Annotated in this window: 15 protein-coding genes; 2 read left to right on the top strand and 13 right to left on the bottom strand. The window is 66.8% G+C overall.

What is annotated here, in order from left to right; genetic code table 11:
- Nucleotide 1: 1 nt before the first annotated feature.
- The 13 genes from rplU to QPR87_RS04405 all read right to left on the bottom strand — a co-directional run bounded on the left by rplU (nt 2) and on the right by QPR87_RS04405 (nt 12,467).
- Nucleotides 2-424: a 50S ribosomal protein L21 gene (rplU, locus tag QPR87_RS04465; protein WP_350310441.1), complete on the bottom strand. Its 423-nt coding sequence runs from the start codon at nt 422-424 to the stop codon at nt 2-4.
- Nucleotides 425-615: 191 nt separating this feature from the next.
- Nucleotides 616-1,677 carry a CaiB/BaiF CoA transferase family protein gene (locus QPR87_RS04460; protein WP_285048544.1) on the bottom strand — a complete coding sequence of 354 codons (1,062 nt, stop codon included), beginning with the start codon at nt 1,675-1,677 and terminating at the stop codon, nt 616-618.
- 425 nt (nt 1,678-2,102) lie between these two features.
- Entirely contained in the window at nt 2,103-2,291 is a 189-nt protein-coding gene (locus QPR87_RS04455; RefSeq protein WP_011750339.1) for a hypothetical protein, read from the bottom strand.
- A gap of 169 nt (nt 2,292-2,460) precedes the next feature.
- Complete coding sequence (locus QPR87_RS04450) at nt 2,461-3,798, bottom strand: LLM class flavin-dependent oxidoreductase (protein ID WP_285048542.1); 1,338 nt, start codon at nt 3,796-3,798, stop codon at nt 2,461-2,463.
- Nucleotides 3,799-3,810: 12 nt separating this feature from the next.
- A complete protein-coding gene (locus QPR87_RS04445; RefSeq protein ID WP_285048541.1) occupies nt 3,811-4,539 on the bottom strand; it encodes an ABC transporter ATP-binding protein in 729 nt (242 codons plus the stop codon).
- Nucleotides 4,536-5,387: an ABC transporter permease gene (locus tag QPR87_RS04440; protein WP_011750342.1), complete on the bottom strand. Its 852-nt coding sequence runs from the start codon at nt 5,385-5,387 to the stop codon at nt 4,536-4,538. Before QPR87_RS04440 ends, QPR87_RS04445 begins: the two co-directional genes overlap by 4 nt.
- Nucleotides 5,388-5,407: 20 nt before the next feature.
- Nucleotides 5,408-6,373 carry a PhnD/SsuA/transferrin family substrate-binding protein gene (locus tag QPR87_RS04435; RefSeq protein ID WP_128493069.1) on the bottom strand — a complete coding sequence of 322 codons (966 nt, stop codon included), beginning with the start codon at nt 6,371-6,373 and terminating at the stop codon, nt 5,408-5,410.
- Nucleotides 6,374-6,656: 283 nt separating this feature from the next.
- A complete protein-coding gene (locus tag QPR87_RS04430) occupies nt 6,657-7,457 on the bottom strand; it encodes an HpcH/HpaI aldolase/citrate lyase family protein (RefSeq protein ID WP_285048538.1) in 801 nt (266 codons plus the stop codon).
- The gene (locus QPR87_RS04425; RefSeq protein WP_285048537.1) at nt 7,451-8,284 is read right to left on the bottom strand and encodes an HTD2 family dehydratase; all 834 of its coding nucleotides are present in this window, start codon (nt 8,282-8,284) and stop codon (nt 7,451-7,453) included. The genes QPR87_RS04430 and QPR87_RS04425 overlap by 7 nt, the downstream gene beginning before the upstream one ends.
- Nucleotides 8,281-9,387: a CaiB/BaiF CoA transferase family protein gene (locus QPR87_RS04420; RefSeq protein WP_285048536.1), complete on the bottom strand. Its 1,107-nt coding sequence runs from the start codon at nt 9,385-9,387 to the stop codon at nt 8,281-8,283. Before QPR87_RS04420 ends, QPR87_RS04425 begins: the two co-directional genes overlap by 4 nt.
- Nucleotides 9,387-10,550: an acyl-CoA dehydrogenase family protein gene (locus QPR87_RS04415; protein ID WP_074988165.1), complete on the bottom strand. Its 1,164-nt coding sequence runs from the start codon at nt 10,548-10,550 to the stop codon at nt 9,387-9,389. Before QPR87_RS04415 ends, QPR87_RS04420 begins: the two co-directional genes overlap by 1 nt.
- 106 nt (nt 10,551-10,656) lie before the next feature.
- A complete protein-coding gene (locus QPR87_RS04410; RefSeq protein ID WP_011750346.1) occupies nt 10,657-11,040 on the bottom strand; it encodes a VOC family protein in 384 nt (127 codons plus the stop codon).
- Nucleotides 11,041-11,054: 14 nt separating this feature from the next.
- A complete protein-coding gene (locus QPR87_RS04405) occupies nt 11,055-12,467 on the bottom strand; it encodes a hypothetical protein (protein ID WP_285048533.1) in 1,413 nt (470 codons plus the stop codon).
- 311 nt (nt 12,468-12,778) lie between these two features.
- On the opposite strand from QPR87_RS04405, the gene QPR87_RS04400 reads away from it, so the two are divergent.
- Together QPR87_RS04400 and QPR87_RS04395 are read left to right on the top strand one after the other, a co-directional pair.
- Nucleotides 12,779-13,531: a class I SAM-dependent methyltransferase gene (locus QPR87_RS04400; RefSeq protein WP_285048532.1), complete on the top strand. Its 753-nt coding sequence runs from the start codon at nt 12,779-12,781 to the stop codon at nt 13,529-13,531.
- Nucleotides 13,528-14,502 carry a LysR family transcriptional regulator gene (locus QPR87_RS04395; RefSeq protein ID WP_104491040.1) on the top strand — a complete coding sequence of 325 codons (975 nt, stop codon included), beginning with the start codon at nt 13,528-13,530 and terminating at the stop codon, nt 14,500-14,502. Before QPR87_RS04400 ends, QPR87_RS04395 begins: the two co-directional genes overlap by 4 nt.
- The last annotated feature ends 5 nt before the right edge of the window (nt 14,503-14,507 follow it).

Raw genomic sequence — 14,507 nt, 5'->3', positions numbered from 1 at the left:
CTCAGTTGGCGTCTTCGGCCGAGGTTTCGGCTTCCGACTTCTTGGCTTTCGCCGGTTTGGCGGCCGGCTCGATCTTGGTGCGGGCGCCGACGGCAGGCTTCACGCCGGACTTGTCGCCACCTTTTTCAAGCAGGTCCGTGATGCGGACCAGCGTCAACTGCTGGCGGTGGCCCCGGGTGCGCTGCGAGGAGTGCTTCCGGCGACGCTTGACATAGGTGATGACCTTGTCGGCCTTGATGGTGTCGATGACTTCGGCCTGCACGGCCGCGCCTGCGACCAGCGGCGCGCCGACGGCCGAGCCGATCATCAGCACGTCGTTGAACTGGACCTTGTCGCCTGCTTCGGCGTTCAGCTTTTCGACGCGCAGCACGTCACCGGCCTGAACCCGGTATTGCTTGCCGCCCGTCTTGAGAACTGCGAACATTCCGTCTTTCCTTGCTCTGCCGCGTCCTTCGGCCCCCGCTTCGCGGATGTTCGGGGACGCAAGGCCCCGCCTTCGGACAGCGCACCCTTTGCCCGGGTGAGGTTCAAAATAAGATGCCGGCAACGGACATAGGCCCGGCCGGTCGCGGGTATATCGCGGATTCGGGCGGGCAAGTCAACCGGAATGGCGCCTCAGCGCCACAGATCGCGCGCCGCCTCGACCGTGATCCGCCGCCCCTCGCGCAAGCTGCCGGGATCGCGCGACAGAAGCGGTGCCGGGCGCGGATCGCGCTCGACATAGGTGCCTCGCGCGCGGTTATGCGGATGCCCAGGCGCCTCGTCGATGGAGAGCACCGGCGCGGCGCAGGCATCCGTCCCCTCCAGCGCGGCCGCCCAGTCGTCGCGGCTGCGGGTGGCGATGCGCGCGGCCAGGATCTCGCGCAGCGCCGCCCAGTTCGCCGGATCGGCACGGTCGGGCAGATCGGCCTCGGAGAGGTCCAGCCGCCGGACCAGATCGGCCCAGAACTGCGGCTCGATGGCACCGATGGCCAGAAAGCCGCCGCAGGCGCAGCGGTAGCAGCTGTAATAGGGCGCGCCGCCGTCCAGCAGGTTCGCCTGCCGCTCGTCGCGCCAGAGCCCGTTGACGCGCAGCCCCGAGATCATCGCCATCAGATGCGCCACCCCGTCGGTGATCGCGGCATCCACGACCTGCCCCCGGCCGGTCTCGCGCGCCCGCAGGATCGCTGCCAGCATCCCCGCGACCAGATACATCGAGCCGGCGGCGAAATCGCCGACCAGGTTCAGCGGCGGAACCGGGTGGTCGGCGGGGCCGATGGCGGAAAGCGCGCCGGTGATCGCCAGATAGGTCAGGTCATGGCCGGCCGAATGCGCCAGCGGGCCGGTTTGCCCCCAGCCGGTCATGCGGCCATAGACCAGCCGCGGGTTTTCCGGAAAGTCGCCGGGACCAAGGCCCAGCCGCTCCATCACGCCGGGACGCATGCCCTCGATCACGGCATCGGCGCGCAGGATCAGGTCGCGCGCGATCGCGCGGCCTTCGGGCGATTTCAGGTCCAGTTCCAACCAGTCGCGGCCGCGATCGAGCACATCGCGCTTGAGCGGAAAGATCTGCGGCGAGCCGGGCCGGGCGATGCGGACCACCTGCGCACCGTGATCGGCAAGCCACATGGCCGAAAACGGCGTCGGGCCGATGCCGGCGATCTCGACGACGCGCAGGCTGGACAGGGCTCCGCTCATGCCCGGCCTCCGGGCGATTGGCAGGCGGCGAGGAATGCGGATCCCCGGCATTCCCGGCGCAAACGAGACGCAATCAACCTGATCGAATTGAAATTATTGCGGTACATGCCCCACCTTATCAACGAAACCAGCCGATATCGACTGGAACAAAAGGGGATTTAGAATCCCCTTTTGCGGCTGCGTCCAAGTCTGAGCGACGCGGCTTCCCGCGCACCGAAACCGCTCGCGACACCTTGGTCGCGGCCTGGACCCAGCCGCGAGTCAGGGGGCATACCTGACCCGTCGCCCGGCTCTCGGATGCGACGTCGAGGATTGGTGCGCAACTGGTTTTTGCAGGCGCGCCGAAACCCGATGGCATCCGCGCCGGTCACCCTTAGGGCAAACCGACCGGCGCTTCCCGCGCCAGCCGCCAGACGCCTGGCGCGTCAGGCCATGCCGTCCTTGAGCCTTCGGGCGACATACCAAGTGATGGGCAGGGCCATGATCGCGCCCGCTGCGGCAGCCAGAAGAATGGCTCGCAGATCGTACAACCCCATTGCCAGAACCACGATCACGCCGATCCCGGCAAACGTCGTCAAACTGATAGACAGCAGCATCATGAAAAGACGGGTCATTTCATCCTCGGTCTGATTGCCAGACCATGCTAGGCACATTCGGATGCGATGCGCTTTGATAGGGATCAAAACAGCCGGCATCGGTGCGAAGAGCCGACGATCCAGGGCGCGACAAGACCCGCGCCCCCGGGCGCTTCAGGATGGGGAACGGCGCAGACGGCATCGGCCCTCATGCGGACCGGGCAAGGGGTTCGGAATGCCCGACCGGGCCAAGCCCGAAATGCTCGCGCAGCGTCCGGCCCGTGTAACGGGTGCGGAACAGCCCCCTTTTCTGCAACAGCGGCACGACCTGCTCCGCAAACAGCTCCAGTTGTTCATAGATGATCGGCGGCATGACGTTGAACCCGTCCGCCGCACCGGAGACGAACCAGTCCTCGATCACGTCGGCGATCTTTTCTGGCGGACCCGCGACCGTCAGATGCCCGCGCGCCCCGGCCAGGCGCTGCAACAGCTTCCGCATGGTCAGGCCTTCGCGCAGGGCCAGGTCGGCAATCCCCATGGCGCGGCTTTTCGACGCCTCCACCGCCGCCGGATCGGGAAAATCGGAGGCGCGCAGCACCCGGTCCAGCGGCACCGAGGTAAAGTCGTATCCGCCGAAACGGGCCGACAGGCGGGCAAGCCCCAGTTCGGGGCTGGTCAGCGCGTCCAGTTCCTGGAGCACCCGGTCCGCCTCGGCCTGGGTCGAGCCGATGGCGGCGCTTATGCCCGGCAGGATCACCACATCCTCGGCGCGGCGTCCCTTGGCCACCACGCGGGATTTCAGATCACCATAGAAAGCCTGCGCGGTGTTCTTGGCCAGATGGGCGGTAAAGATCACCTCGGCCCATTCAGCGGCAAAGGCACGCCCGTCCTCGGACTGGCCCGCCTGCACATAGACCGGGCGACCCTGCGGCCCGGCCGGGACATTGAGCGGGCCCAGCGTGGCGTGATAGGGTCCGCGATGATCGACGGGACGGATCAGGTCGTGATCGGCATAGATGCCGCCAGCCCGGTCGTCGATCACGGCTGCGGCTGGCCAGCTTCGCCACAGCGCATCCACCGCCTGCATGAAATCCTGCGCCATCGCGTAGCGTTCGGCATGACCCGCATCGGTGGTGCGGCCATAGTTCTGCCCGGCCTGCGGCGCCCATGATGTGACGATGTTCCAGCCCGCGCGGCCCTGCGACAGATGATCGAGCGTCGCGAACTGGCGCGCCAGCGTATAGGGCAGGCTGTAGGTGGTCGAGGCGGTGCCGATCAGCCCGATGCGGCGGGTCAGCGCCGCCAATGCCGACAGCAGGATGATCGGCTCCAGATGGCCCGAGGCCACCAGCCCGCCCGTCGTCGGCGCGACCAGCGCATCCGCCAGGAAGACGGCGTCGAAACCGGCGCTTTCGGCAATCTGCGCGGCTTTGGCATAAAGCTGCAGGTCGGTCAGGCTTTCGGGCGCTGAACCCGGGTGACGCCAGGCGCTTTCGTGATGTCCGCGCGGCATGAGGAACAGGTTGAGATGAAGCTGGCGCGTCATGGCGGCCTCCTGTCAGATATGTTCGGTTTCGACCCCCAGGCTGCGCAGCAGCCGGCGGCGCAGATCCTCGAAATCGGGATGGCTGGGGCGCCGCGGATGCGGCACGGTCACGCGGTGATCCTCGGCGATGACGCCGTCGCGCAGCACCAGGATGCGGTCGGCCAGCAGCACCGCCTCGTCCACGTCATGGGTCACGAGGACGATGGTCGGGCGGCTGCGTTCGACCAGCCGCAGCAGCAGGTCGTGCATCTTCAGCCGCGTCAGCGCGTCCAGCGCCCCGAAGGGTTCATCCGCCAGCAGCAGATCGGGGTTGCGCAGAAGCGAGCGGGCAAGGGCCGCGCGCTGTTTCTGCCCCCCGGACAGCGTGGCCGGATAGGCCCGCGCCTTGTCGCCGATGCCGACGCTGTCCAGCATGGACTGCGCGGCCTGCACCGCATCCTGTCGCCTGAGGCCAAGCGTCAGGTTGTCGATGACGCTGAGCCACGGCAACAGGCGCGCGTCCTGAAACAGGACCGAGACGTTCTTGGGCACGCTGTAGCCGCCCGACTGCCGGGCATCGTCATCCAGCCCCGCAAGCGCCCGGAGCAGCGTGGTCTTGCCCGAGCCGGATTCGCCCAGCAGCGCCACGAACTGGCCGCTGGGGATGTTCAACGTGATGTCGTGCAGCACGGGCCTGTCCCCGAAGGCGCGCGACAGGCGGCGGACGGCAACGGCCGGGCTGATGGCGCGATGCAGGGTCATGAGCCGATAGACCTGCGATAGCTCAGCGCGCGGGCCTCGACCATGCGCACCGCCGCGTCGGAAAGCAGGCCGAGGACGGCATAGATCAAGATGCCCACGACGATGATGTCGGTCTGGCCCCAGTCGCGGGCACGGTTCATCAGATAGCCGATGCCCGTCTGGGTGTTGATCAGTTCCAGCACCACGAGCGAGGTCCAGCACAGGGTGACCGCCAGACGCAGCGAGACGAAAAAGCCCGGCAGCGCGCCCGGCAGCGCGACGTTGCGGATGAACTCGGACCGGGTCAGGCCCAGGGTTCGTGCCAGCTCGACATGGCCGATATCGATGCCGCGCAGTGCCGCATGGGTGTTGACATAGACCGGCACCAGCACGGCGGTGAAGATGATGAAGATCTTCATCGCCTCGCCGATCCCCAGCCACAGGATCACCAGCGGGATCAGCGCCAGGGTGGGAATGGCCCGCTTGATCTGGACCAGCCCGTCGATCAGGGCCTCGCCGGTCATGGTCAGCCCCGAGGCAAGGGCCAGCACGACCCCCGCCAGAACGCCAAGGAACAGCCCCGCATAGGCCCGCCCTGCCGATGCCGCCAGATGCGGCAACAGGGTGCCGTCGGCGAACATCTCGAACCCCGTCGCGATGGCGGTCGAGGGCGCGGCGAGCGTATGCGGCGAAAGATAGCCCAGCCGCGCCGCCGCCTCCCACAGGACGACCAGCAGGACGGGCCCGGCCAGTTGCAATCCGCGCGGCAGCTTTCCCGGCGCCAGGCGATTGGAGGTGGTGGTTTTCCCGGTCCTGCCGGGCGCGGGGTCGAGGAGCGTCCCGCCGTGGCTGCGCGTCATGTCGTTCATGGCCGGGCCTTTCCGCTGCGTCAGCGCTCTGCGGCAATCAGGTCGTCATAGGATGCGACGAACGAGCCCGCGGCATCGAAGCGCTCGGGCAACTCGCCGGCTTCGTAAAGCAGGTCCACCAGCTTCTGGTGATGGGCGACGGCCTCGGTCGAGGTCTGGAAACGCGCGGGCGCCTGCGCGGCCAGGACGGCCGCGGTATCTTCGGGCGCAAGCCGCTGATAGTCGGTGTAGTAGGCCTTGCCCCAGTCCTCGCGGTTTTCATTCATCCAGTTGACGGAATGGATCGCCGCCTTGATGAACTCGCCGATGGCGGCGGCCTTTGCCGGATCGTCGAGCGCCTCGGGGCGGGCATAGAAATACCATGTCCCGGGCAGCAGCTTGCGCTCCTCGGGATCGGCGACACGGCTTGCGCCGATCTGCTTTTCCAGCCGGGTAACATGCGGCTCCTGAAGCACCGCCACGTCCACGGCATTCGTGCGAATCGCGTCCGGCAGGTCGGCGACGCGCAGCGGCACGGGCTGGATGTCCTTCAGCGTCAAACCCGCACGGTTCAGCGCCTCGATCAGATAGGCCTGACGCCCCGACCCTTCGATATAGCTGACCCGCTTGCCCCTCAGGTCCGAAAGCTTCCCGATCTCCAGCCCCGGCCGCGCGGTCAGCCAGTATTCCGAGCGTTCGCGGTCGACCGTCGCCACGATCGGCAGCAGCGTGCCCGAGGCGCGGGCCTGAATGGGCGGCGTATCCCCGACATAGGCCAGATCCAGCGCTCCGGCACGCATCGCCTCCAGAATGGCCGGCCCCCCGGCGAAATTCGGCAACTCAAGGCCGAAGGTGATTTCACCGGCCGCACCGCTGGCCTTCAGCAGGTTGGCGAAAAGCTCGCTCTGATCGGCGACGACAAGCTTCGTGCCCGGCGGCACCTCCTGCGCCGTCACAGGCGAGGCGAGCAGCAGGACAGAGGCTGCGACGGCGGCGATCCTGGTCATGATCCGTGGCAAAACTGGACATCCCTTGCAGAGTTCTGCGGGGATTTTTCGTTCTGCCCGGCGCGAGTTCAATCTCGATTTGGTTGATCGTGAATATTTGGTGTGCCTGTCATTCCAGACCCGCCGAGAATGGATTCCGCTTTCCCGGAACCCGCCCCGGACGACAAGAATTTTCTCGAATCGCGCAAAGCCCCATCCCCCGATCGGCAGGGACCGGACCCGGATCACGCCGGAAATCGCCCCGGATCCCATGGTGACCCGTCTGCCGCAGAGCAGGAGCAGTTCAGGATCGGCCGGCCCCTGAGCCGGCATCGGCCAGGATGGCGCGGGCGCGGATGCGCACCGGCTCGTCCACCATCGCGCCATCGACCGAGGCCGCGCCATCGCCCGAGGCGATCACACGCCGGGCCCAGTCGATTTCCTTTTCGGTCGGGACAAAAGCCCGGCGAACCTCGGTGATCTGCCTGGGGTGGATACAGAGCTTGCCTGTCATCCCGAGCGCACGGGCATGGGCGGCGTCGTCATGGCAGATCGACGGGTCATCCAGTTGCACCGTCACCCCGTCGATGGGAGCGGCAATACCTGCCAGACGCGAGGCCAACACCAGTTCGGACCGCACCGGCAGCAGCACCTCGCGCAGATGGGCGCAGGCAAGGTCGGCACAGAAATCGACCGAACCGAAGGCCAGCCGCGCGACGCCAGCCGCCGCCATGGCGCGGGCATTGGCAAGGCCGCGTGCTGTTTCGACAAGCGCGATCACCGGCACCCCGTCCAGCGCCGCGGCGACCCCGGCAACCATCTCCGCATCCTCGGCCTTGGGCAGGATCACACCGGCCGGGCGCAGCGCCGCCACCGCCGCCACGTCGGCCTCGTGCCATTCGGTGCCGCAGGCATTGATGCGCACGATCACCGGCAGGTCGGTGAAGCCCGTGTCCAGCGCCGCGCGCGCCCTGTCCTTCGCCTCCACCGCCACCGCATCCTCAAGATCCAGGATCACCGCATCGGCACCCGACGCGGCGGCCTTGGCGAAACGCTCCGGCCGGTTCGCGGGCACGAACAAAGGGGCGCGGATATCGGTCACCACGTCGCCCGCGCCTCCATCGCGACCGGCCCATCGGCATAGGACGTCCACAGCCTCAGCCCCTCTCCGTCCTCGACGGCGTTCAGCGTATAGTCGGCGATGTCGAACAGGGGGGAGAGAGATCGAAACTCGAACCGCGCCGGCCGCCGGCCGCTGATCTTCTCGGCGAATTGCACCAATTGCGTCGCCTGAAGCGGCCCGTGAACGATCAGGCCCGGATAGCCCTCTTCCTCGCGGACATAGGGTGTGTCGTAATGGATCCGATGGCCGTTGAAGGTCAGCGCGGAATAGCGAAACAGCAGCGGCGCCGTGGGTTGGACCACCGCCCGATGCGCGCCATGCGGGGCAGGCTCGAGCGTCCTCTTCGCGCCGCCGGGGGCATCGGCGTTGCGATAGACGATATCCTGCCGCTCCTCGACGACCAGGCGGCCGGCGCTTTCGATGCGGTGATCCACGGTGACGAAGCAGAGCACGCCGGTCCTGCCTTCCTTCACGGTCACGTCGCGGATGGTCGAGCGGCGGGTCACGCGCTCTGCCACCCGGATATCGTCGTGAAAGCGCATCGCGCCGCCGGCCCACATCCGGCGCGGCAGGGGCACCGGCGGCAGGAAGCCGCCGCGCGCCGGATGCCCGTCCGGGCCAAGCCCCGACGTGGGCGCGGCCGGGGGCGCAAGGCACAGGTGGATCATCACCGGGGCGGCATCCCCGTCCCGGGGCAGGCCCTCCAGATCGAAGGTAGCATTGAAGCGGCCAATGAGCGAATCGGTGACCAGCTCCGATTGCTCCTCGGAACGGCCGATCCACCGGCGCAGATGATCGATATCGATCATGTCGTCACCTCAAGCTTGTTCAGCTCCGGCACCGGGCCGTAGTCACGTTCTTCGCCGACGAAAATCGCGGCGGGGGCGGGGTAGCTGACCGGGCCCTTCGGGGTGTCGACGGTAATGCGGCGCAGATGCGGGTGGCGCGAGAGCGTTTCCATGTCGTTCACCGAGGCGAATGCCACATCCGCCGCCTGCAGGGCCGCTATCGCGTCCACGGCCGTCCTGCGGGCAAAGCCCTCGGCCACCGCCGCATCGGTCGCGGCCCGGTTCGTCACGCGGACGACATTGGTGGCGAACCTCGGGTCGCTGCCCAGCTCCGGCTTGCCCAGGAACACCGAGGCCAGGTTGCGCCATTCGCGGTCGCTTTGCACCGCGATCAGCACCTGGACGCCGTCCCTGGTGGTGAAGACGCCATAGGGCGCGATCGAGGGATGCGCCATGCCGATGCGCCTGGGCGACTTGCCGCCTTCGTGGTTCAGCAGCGGCACGGTCAGCCAGTCAGCCATAACGTCGAACATCGAGACCGAGATGTTGGCACCCTCGCCGGTTACGCCGCGCCGGATCAGCGCCTCGAGGATCGCGGCATAGGCGGTGGCGCCGGTGGCGATATCGACGAGCGAGATGCCGACCCGCGCCGGGTCGCCGGGGCCGCCGGTGATCGAGCAAAGACCGGATTCCGCCTGGATCAGCAGGTCATAGGCCTTGCGGTCGGCCATCGGGCCGCCCTCGCCGTAGCCGGTGATCGAACAGGTGATCAGCCGAGGCCAGTCGCGCTCCAGGCGCTCGAAGGAAAACCCGAGCCTGGCCAGCGCCCCGCGCTTGAGGTTCTGGATCAGCACGTCGGCGCCGTCCAGCAGCCGCGCCAGCTCGGCCTTGCCGTCATCCGAGGCCAGGTCCAGCGTGACGGCTTGCTTGCCCCGGTTCAGCCAGACGAAATAGCTCGACTGGCCCTTGGCGACATCGTCGTAGCCGCGGGCGAAATCGCCCTCGGGCCGCTCGATCTTGATCACCCGCGCGCCCGCATCGGCAAGCCGCGACGTGGTGAAGGGGGCGGCGACGGCCTGCTCGATGGCGACGACGGTCAGCCCTTCCAGAGGTAGCCGGGCCATCAGAAGCTCCTTGGCAGGCCGAGGACGTGTTCGGCGACATAGGACAGGATCAGGTTGGTCGAGATCGGCGCCACCTGATAGAGCCGCGTCTCGCGGAACTTGCGCTCGATATCGTATTCGCAGGCAAAGCCGAAGCCGCCGTGGAATTGCAGGCAGGCATTCGCGGCCTCCCAGCTGGCCTTGGCGGCAAGGTATTTCGCCATGTTGGCCTGGGCGCCGCAATCCTGATGCGCATCGTAAAGGCGGCAGGCTTCAAAGCGCATCAGGTTCGCGGCCTCGACCTCGATGAAGGCCTCGGCGATGGGGAACTGCACGCCCTGGTTCTGGCCGATGGGGCGGCCGAACACGTTTCGCTCGCTGACATATTTCACCACGCGGTCGGTGAACCAGTAGCCGTCGCCGATGCATTCGGCGGCGATCAGCGTGCGCTCGGCGTTCAGGCCGGTCAGGATGTATTTGAAGCCCCTGCCCTCCTCTCCGATCAGGTTCTCCGCGGGGATTTCGAGATTGTCGAAGAACAGCTCGTTGGTCTCGTGATTGACCATGTTGGGGATCGGGCGCACTTCCATGCCCGATTTCATCGCTTCCTTCACGTCGACGATGAAGATCGACATGCCTTCGGTCTTTTTCCCCACCTCGGACAGCGGCGTCGTCCGCGCCAGCAGGATCATCAGGTCGGAATGCTGCACCCGGCTGATCCAGACCTTCTGGCCGTTGATGACGTAGCGGTCGCCCTTCCTGACGGCCGTGGTCTTGATCCGGGTGGTGTCGGTGCCGGTGGTCGGCTCGGTCACGCCCATGGATTGCAGGCGCAACTCGCCCGAGGCGATCCTGGGCAGGTATTTCCGGCGCTGCTCTTCCGAGCCATGCCGGATCAGCGTATTCATGTTATACATCTGGCCGTGGCAGGCACCGGAATTGCCGCCCGCCCGGTTGATTTCCTCCATGATCACGGACGCTTCGGTCAGGCCCAGTCCCGAGCCGCCGTATTCCTCGGGGATCAGCGCCGCCATCCAGCCCGCCTTCGTCAGCGCATCGACGAATTCCTCGGGATAGGCCCGGGCCTCGTCGATCCTGCGGTGATATTCGTCCGGAAATTCGGCGCAAAGCGCACGCACCGCGTCGCGAATGTCCTGATACCCATCACTGCGATCGTGAATCATCGAGATCTCCCTGTGAACCGCATTCGCGGTCGTCGGGTCGGAGATTGCCGTCCAAAGGACGATATATCAAATATATGATGATGCTAGCAGACATAACGGAAAGAGATCACTCAGTCACCAACTCCGAGATTTCGATCAGGTTCAGATCCGGGTCGCGCAGGTAGATCGACCGCAACGGCCCCGTCGCCCCCGTGCGCCGCACCGGACCTGCGACGATGGCTGCGTCTTTTGCGCTCAGCATGGCGATGACATCGTCCAGGGGCCGGTCGGCGATGAAGCACAGATCCAGCGCACCGGGGACCGGCAGATGCGCCTTTGGCTCGAATTCGCGGCCCTTGACGTGAATGTTGATCTTCTGCTCGCCGAAACGGAGCGCCTTGCGGCCTGCGCCAAAGGTTTCCAGCCGCATCCCCAAGAGGCCGACATAGAATTCGATGCAGGCGCGTTCGTCGGTGGTGGTCAGCACCAGGTGGTCAAGACGGTCGATCATGGGCAACCCGCATTCTACATCGCTGCCGCAAGGATCAGCACCCAGACCGAGATCGTGCAACCCATCAGCAGCGCATAAGGTCCGTTCCAGCGCAGCCCCGCCTCTCGGGCGGGCACCCCGCCATAGCGTCCGACAAGCAGGACCGAAGCCGTGAAGGGCGATGTCGTGCCGCTGATCGCCCACCCTCCGGTGATCGCCGCGACAAGCGCCGCTGGATGAATGCCCATCGCCGCAGGCGACGGCAAAAGCGGCACGATCAGCGAAACCGAGAGTATCGGGTTCATGCCGAGTTGCCCGGCCAGGGGCACCAGCCAAACCATGGCAACCACGATCAGCAAGGGCGGCAGCACCGAGAAATCCAGCCCAAGGCGGGGCGTCAGGGGCACCAGCAGAAAGGCGCCCAGGCTGCCGATGAATGCCGCCATGAACAGCAGGACGATCTGGCCGCCATAGGCCGGAAGCTCTCGTCCCAGGAATTCGCCGAGACGATGGCCGACATGGCCCAGCCGTCCGGCGGGCATGCCCGCCCCCTGAAGCCAGATCCAGGCGATGGCGACGATGGGGGCGAAGGACATCACCGCACCGATGACATCAACCCCCGTCGCCTCGTGCAGCAAGGCGACGCCGACGACCACCGCACCCAGCAGCAGCAGCAACGGCCGCAGGTGAAGCAGCCAGCCTCCGGCGGGCACCGCGCGGACCGGCGCGGGCTGGGCGAGCCGCGGCTTGAAGACCGTGTCCAGCCCCCATCCCACAAGGATCATCAGCACGGCATTCAGCAAGCACGGCACCACCACGGCGCTCCAGTCCGCACCCGGCACCAATGTCAGGGTGATCGCCATGGAAAACCCCAGGGGCGACCAGCACAGCGTGGCGGCAAAGCCCCGGTTGATGGCGACCAGCATGCGCCGCAGCCGATGGCGTCGAAGCTCTGCATCGGCCTCGCGCGCGGTGCTTTCCGCAGCCAGCGAGCCAAGCAATGCGATGGAGCCGTAAAGCAGGATCAGCCCGAAAAGATGACCGCCGATGGTCAGCGCCACATAGCGCAGGCCCGGCCTTTGCCCGGCAAGGAAGCGGCCGCATTCCACGATCTCGCCCGAGCCCATGGCGGCGATGCGAATGGCCGTCAGGGCAGTATATAGCGCGACGACGAAGCTGCCGCGCTCGACCGCAGTCCAGGTTCCCTCGAACCAGTCGGGGCGGGTGGCGACCGCTGCGCCGGCCATGGCGATACCGACCAGGACGAAGATGATCGGCGCCGTGCGGTCGGCAAGGCTGAATGCGATGACACCGGCCAGCGCAAAGCCGCCGGCAAGCGCCGCAGCCGGCGGGCTGGCGCTGTATTCCCACAGGACCGTGGCAAGCATCGCACCGGCGGGAAGCAGCCCGGAAATTCCCAGGATGCCGGATCGAAGGCCCGGACTCATCCCGCGCAACGCTCCGGGCTTGCCTTCATGGCGGTTGGGAACTCCCGGGTCGAGGCAGGGTCCAGCATTTGCCGCAATCCTCTGGCAGCCATCACTGCCTCCGGCCCTGCGGCCAGACCTGGCGCATCTCTGCCGTCCGGTTCATTCTTCGCCCCCACGTTCCAGTGTCAGGATGCGGGACCTGGCAACCTCCCGTCCAATAAGATTACGACAAGCCGGCCATAACTTTCTTATATGATGCGGGACGTGATGTTTACTTGAAGTTTTGGCTCACACATGCTCCGCATATCGTCGGAAGGCAGGAGGATGAGATGCAGCACCCGAATCCACTGGAAAAGCCGGAAGATCTCCTGGCCCGGGCACGCTCGGTAAGCTCCGATACGGCGGGCGTCCTGATCACCAGCCTGCGCGAGGCAGGGGCGCGGCGCATCCTGGAACTGGGTTGCGGCGATGGCACGATCACCGCCCTGCTGCACGAGGCGGGCTTCGATGTCACCGGACTGGACCCGTCGGCCGAGGCGCTGGCGCGCGCCCGTGCCCGCTTGCCGTCGGTCACCTTTATCGAGGCCCATGCCGAGGCGCTGCCCGAGTTGCGCCCCTTCGATGCGGCCTGTTTCGTCAACGCGCTGCATCATGTGGAACCTTCCGCCATGACCGGCGCCGTCCTGAATGCGCTGTCCGTCCTGCGTCCGGGGGGGCTGCTTCATGTTGTCGAACCCCTTGCCACGGGCAGCTTCTTTCGCGCCATGCGCCCGGTCGAGGATGAATCCGCCATCCGGCAAAAAGCGGTGCAAGCCGTCGAGTCCCTGATTTCCGAGGGGCGGATCGTGTTGCGGGATCTCCGCCGCTGGACCCGCGAAAGCCGGTTCCGCGACCTGGAGGAGTTCGTGGATTACCTGGCCCGCGTCGATCCCGATCGCGCGGCGCTGGCGCAAGGCAATGCCGCGGCGCTGGCGCGGGCATGGCGCGACAACATCCGCGTCCGGGACGGCAAGGCGGTGCTCGTCCAGCCCCTGGTCTGCTGGACGCTGGCGCGGGCCGAGGATTCCGGGGGGCGACCATGATGGACATCCGCCAGCTTCGCTATTTCGTGGCCATCGTCGAACACGGCTCGTTCTCGCGTGCCGCCGAATTCCTGCATGTCGCCCAGCCGGCGCTGTCGCTGCATGTGCGCAACATGGAGGCCGGGCTGGACACGCCGCTGCTGTTTCGCAGCCCGCGCGGGGTCGAGCCGACCGAGGCGGGGGCGATCCTGCTGCGCCATGCCCGGACGATTCTCGACCAGCTTGCCGTCGCCGAGGAGGAGATCCGCGGCCATGAGAACGATCCCGCGGGCGAGGTCCGTCTGGGCCTTCCCGGCACGATCGGCGAGATCCTGGCCGTGCCGCTGATCACCGCCGTTCACTTGCGCTACCCCAAGATCAAGCTGCGCATAGCCGAGGCGATGAGCGGCTTCGTGCTGGAATGGATGCGAGAGGGCCGGATCGACCTTGCCGTGCTCTACGGTCAGGCGGCAGAGCACGGCATCTCGACCGAGGCCCTGCTGGAAGAGACGTTGCGGTTCTTCGGCCCTGCCCACCTGGCCGCAAGGGATGACCTGCCCGCACCCGGCAAGCCCATCCCCATGGCCGAAGTGACACGCAAGCCGCTGATCCTGCCCGGCGAAGGGCATGGATTGCGGGAATTGCTCAAGCGCCAGGCGCTTTCGGCCGCGCAGGAGCTGAACACCGTGATGGATGTCGATTCGTATAACAACATCAAGCTGCTGGTTGGGGAGGGGCTGGGGTATTCGGTGCTGCCCGAGAACGCCATTGCCCCCGAGATCGCCGAGGGCCGGTTGCTGAGCTGGCCCATCGGCGAGCCGGCGATCCGCCGGACCGTGCATCTGGCGCATTCCGCGGACCGGCCGATGACGAATGCGGTCACCGTCGTGCGGGCGCTTGCGCGCGAGATCCTGCGCGACCTGGTCCGCAATCACCGTTGGATCGGTGCCACGGTCCTTGCCGCCGAGGAACCCGCCAAGCCGCCCCCCTGAGGAAC

The organism is Paracoccus sp. SSJ, assembly GCF_030234105.1.
Lineage (GTDB): Bacteria > Pseudomonadota > Alphaproteobacteria > Rhodobacterales > Rhodobacteraceae > Paracoccus > Paracoccus denitrificans.
The sequence above is the reverse complement of the archived record's forward strand: the minus strand, read 5'-3'. Positions and strand labels throughout refer to the sequence as shown.

Bases quoted from the DNA above. Each gene is read 5' to 3' on its own strand.
- QPR87_RS04420 (WP_285048536.1), bottom strand. From the start codon at position 9,387: ATGGCCCGGCTACCTCTGGAAGGGCTGACCGTCGTCGCCATCGAGCAG.
- QPR87_RS04460 (WP_285048544.1), bottom strand. From the start codon at position 1,677: ATGAGCGGAGCCCTGTCCAGCCTGCGCGTCGTCGAGATCGCCGGCATC.
- QPR87_RS04395 (WP_104491040.1), top strand. From the start codon at position 13,528: ATGATGGACATCCGCCAGCTTCGCTATTTCGTGGCCATCGTCGAACAC.
- QPR87_RS04405 (WP_285048533.1), bottom strand. From the start codon at position 12,467: ATGAGTCCGGGCCTTCGATCCGGCATCCTGGGAATTTCCGGGCTGCTT.
- QPR87_RS04435 (WP_128493069.1), bottom strand. From the start codon at position 6,373: ATGACCAGGATCGCCGCCGTCGCAGCCTCTGTCCTGCTGCTCGCCTCG.
- QPR87_RS04425 (WP_285048537.1), bottom strand. From the start codon at position 8,284: ATGATCGATATCGATCATCTGCGCCGGTGGATCGGCCGTTCCGAGGAG.
- QPR87_RS04415 (WP_074988165.1), bottom strand. From the start codon at position 10,550: ATGATTCACGATCGCAGTGATGGGTATCAGGACATTCGCGACGCGGTG.
- rplU (WP_350310441.1), bottom strand. From the start codon at position 424: ATGTTCGCAGTTCTCAAGACGGGCGGCAAGCAATACCGGGTTCAGGCC.
- QPR87_RS04400 (WP_285048532.1), top strand. From the start codon at position 12,779: ATGCAGCACCCGAATCCACTGGAAAAGCCGGAAGATCTCCTGGCCCGG.
- QPR87_RS04440 (WP_011750342.1), bottom strand. From the start codon at position 5,387: ATGAACGACATGACGCGCAGCCACGGCGGGACGCTCCTCGACCCCGCG.
- QPR87_RS04455 (WP_011750339.1), bottom strand. From the start codon at position 2,291: ATGACCCGTCTTTTCATGATGCTGCTGTCTATCAGTTTGACGACGTTT.
- QPR87_RS04450 (WP_285048542.1), bottom strand. From the start codon at position 3,798: ATGACGCGCCAGCTTCATCTCAACCTGTTCCTCATGCCGCGCGGACAT.
- QPR87_RS04410 (WP_011750346.1), bottom strand. From the start codon at position 11,040: ATGATCGACCGTCTTGACCACCTGGTGCTGACCACCACCGACGAACGC.
- QPR87_RS04445 (WP_285048541.1), bottom strand. From the start codon at position 4,539: ATGACCCTGCATCGCGCCATCAGCCCGGCCGTTGCCGTCCGCCGCCTG.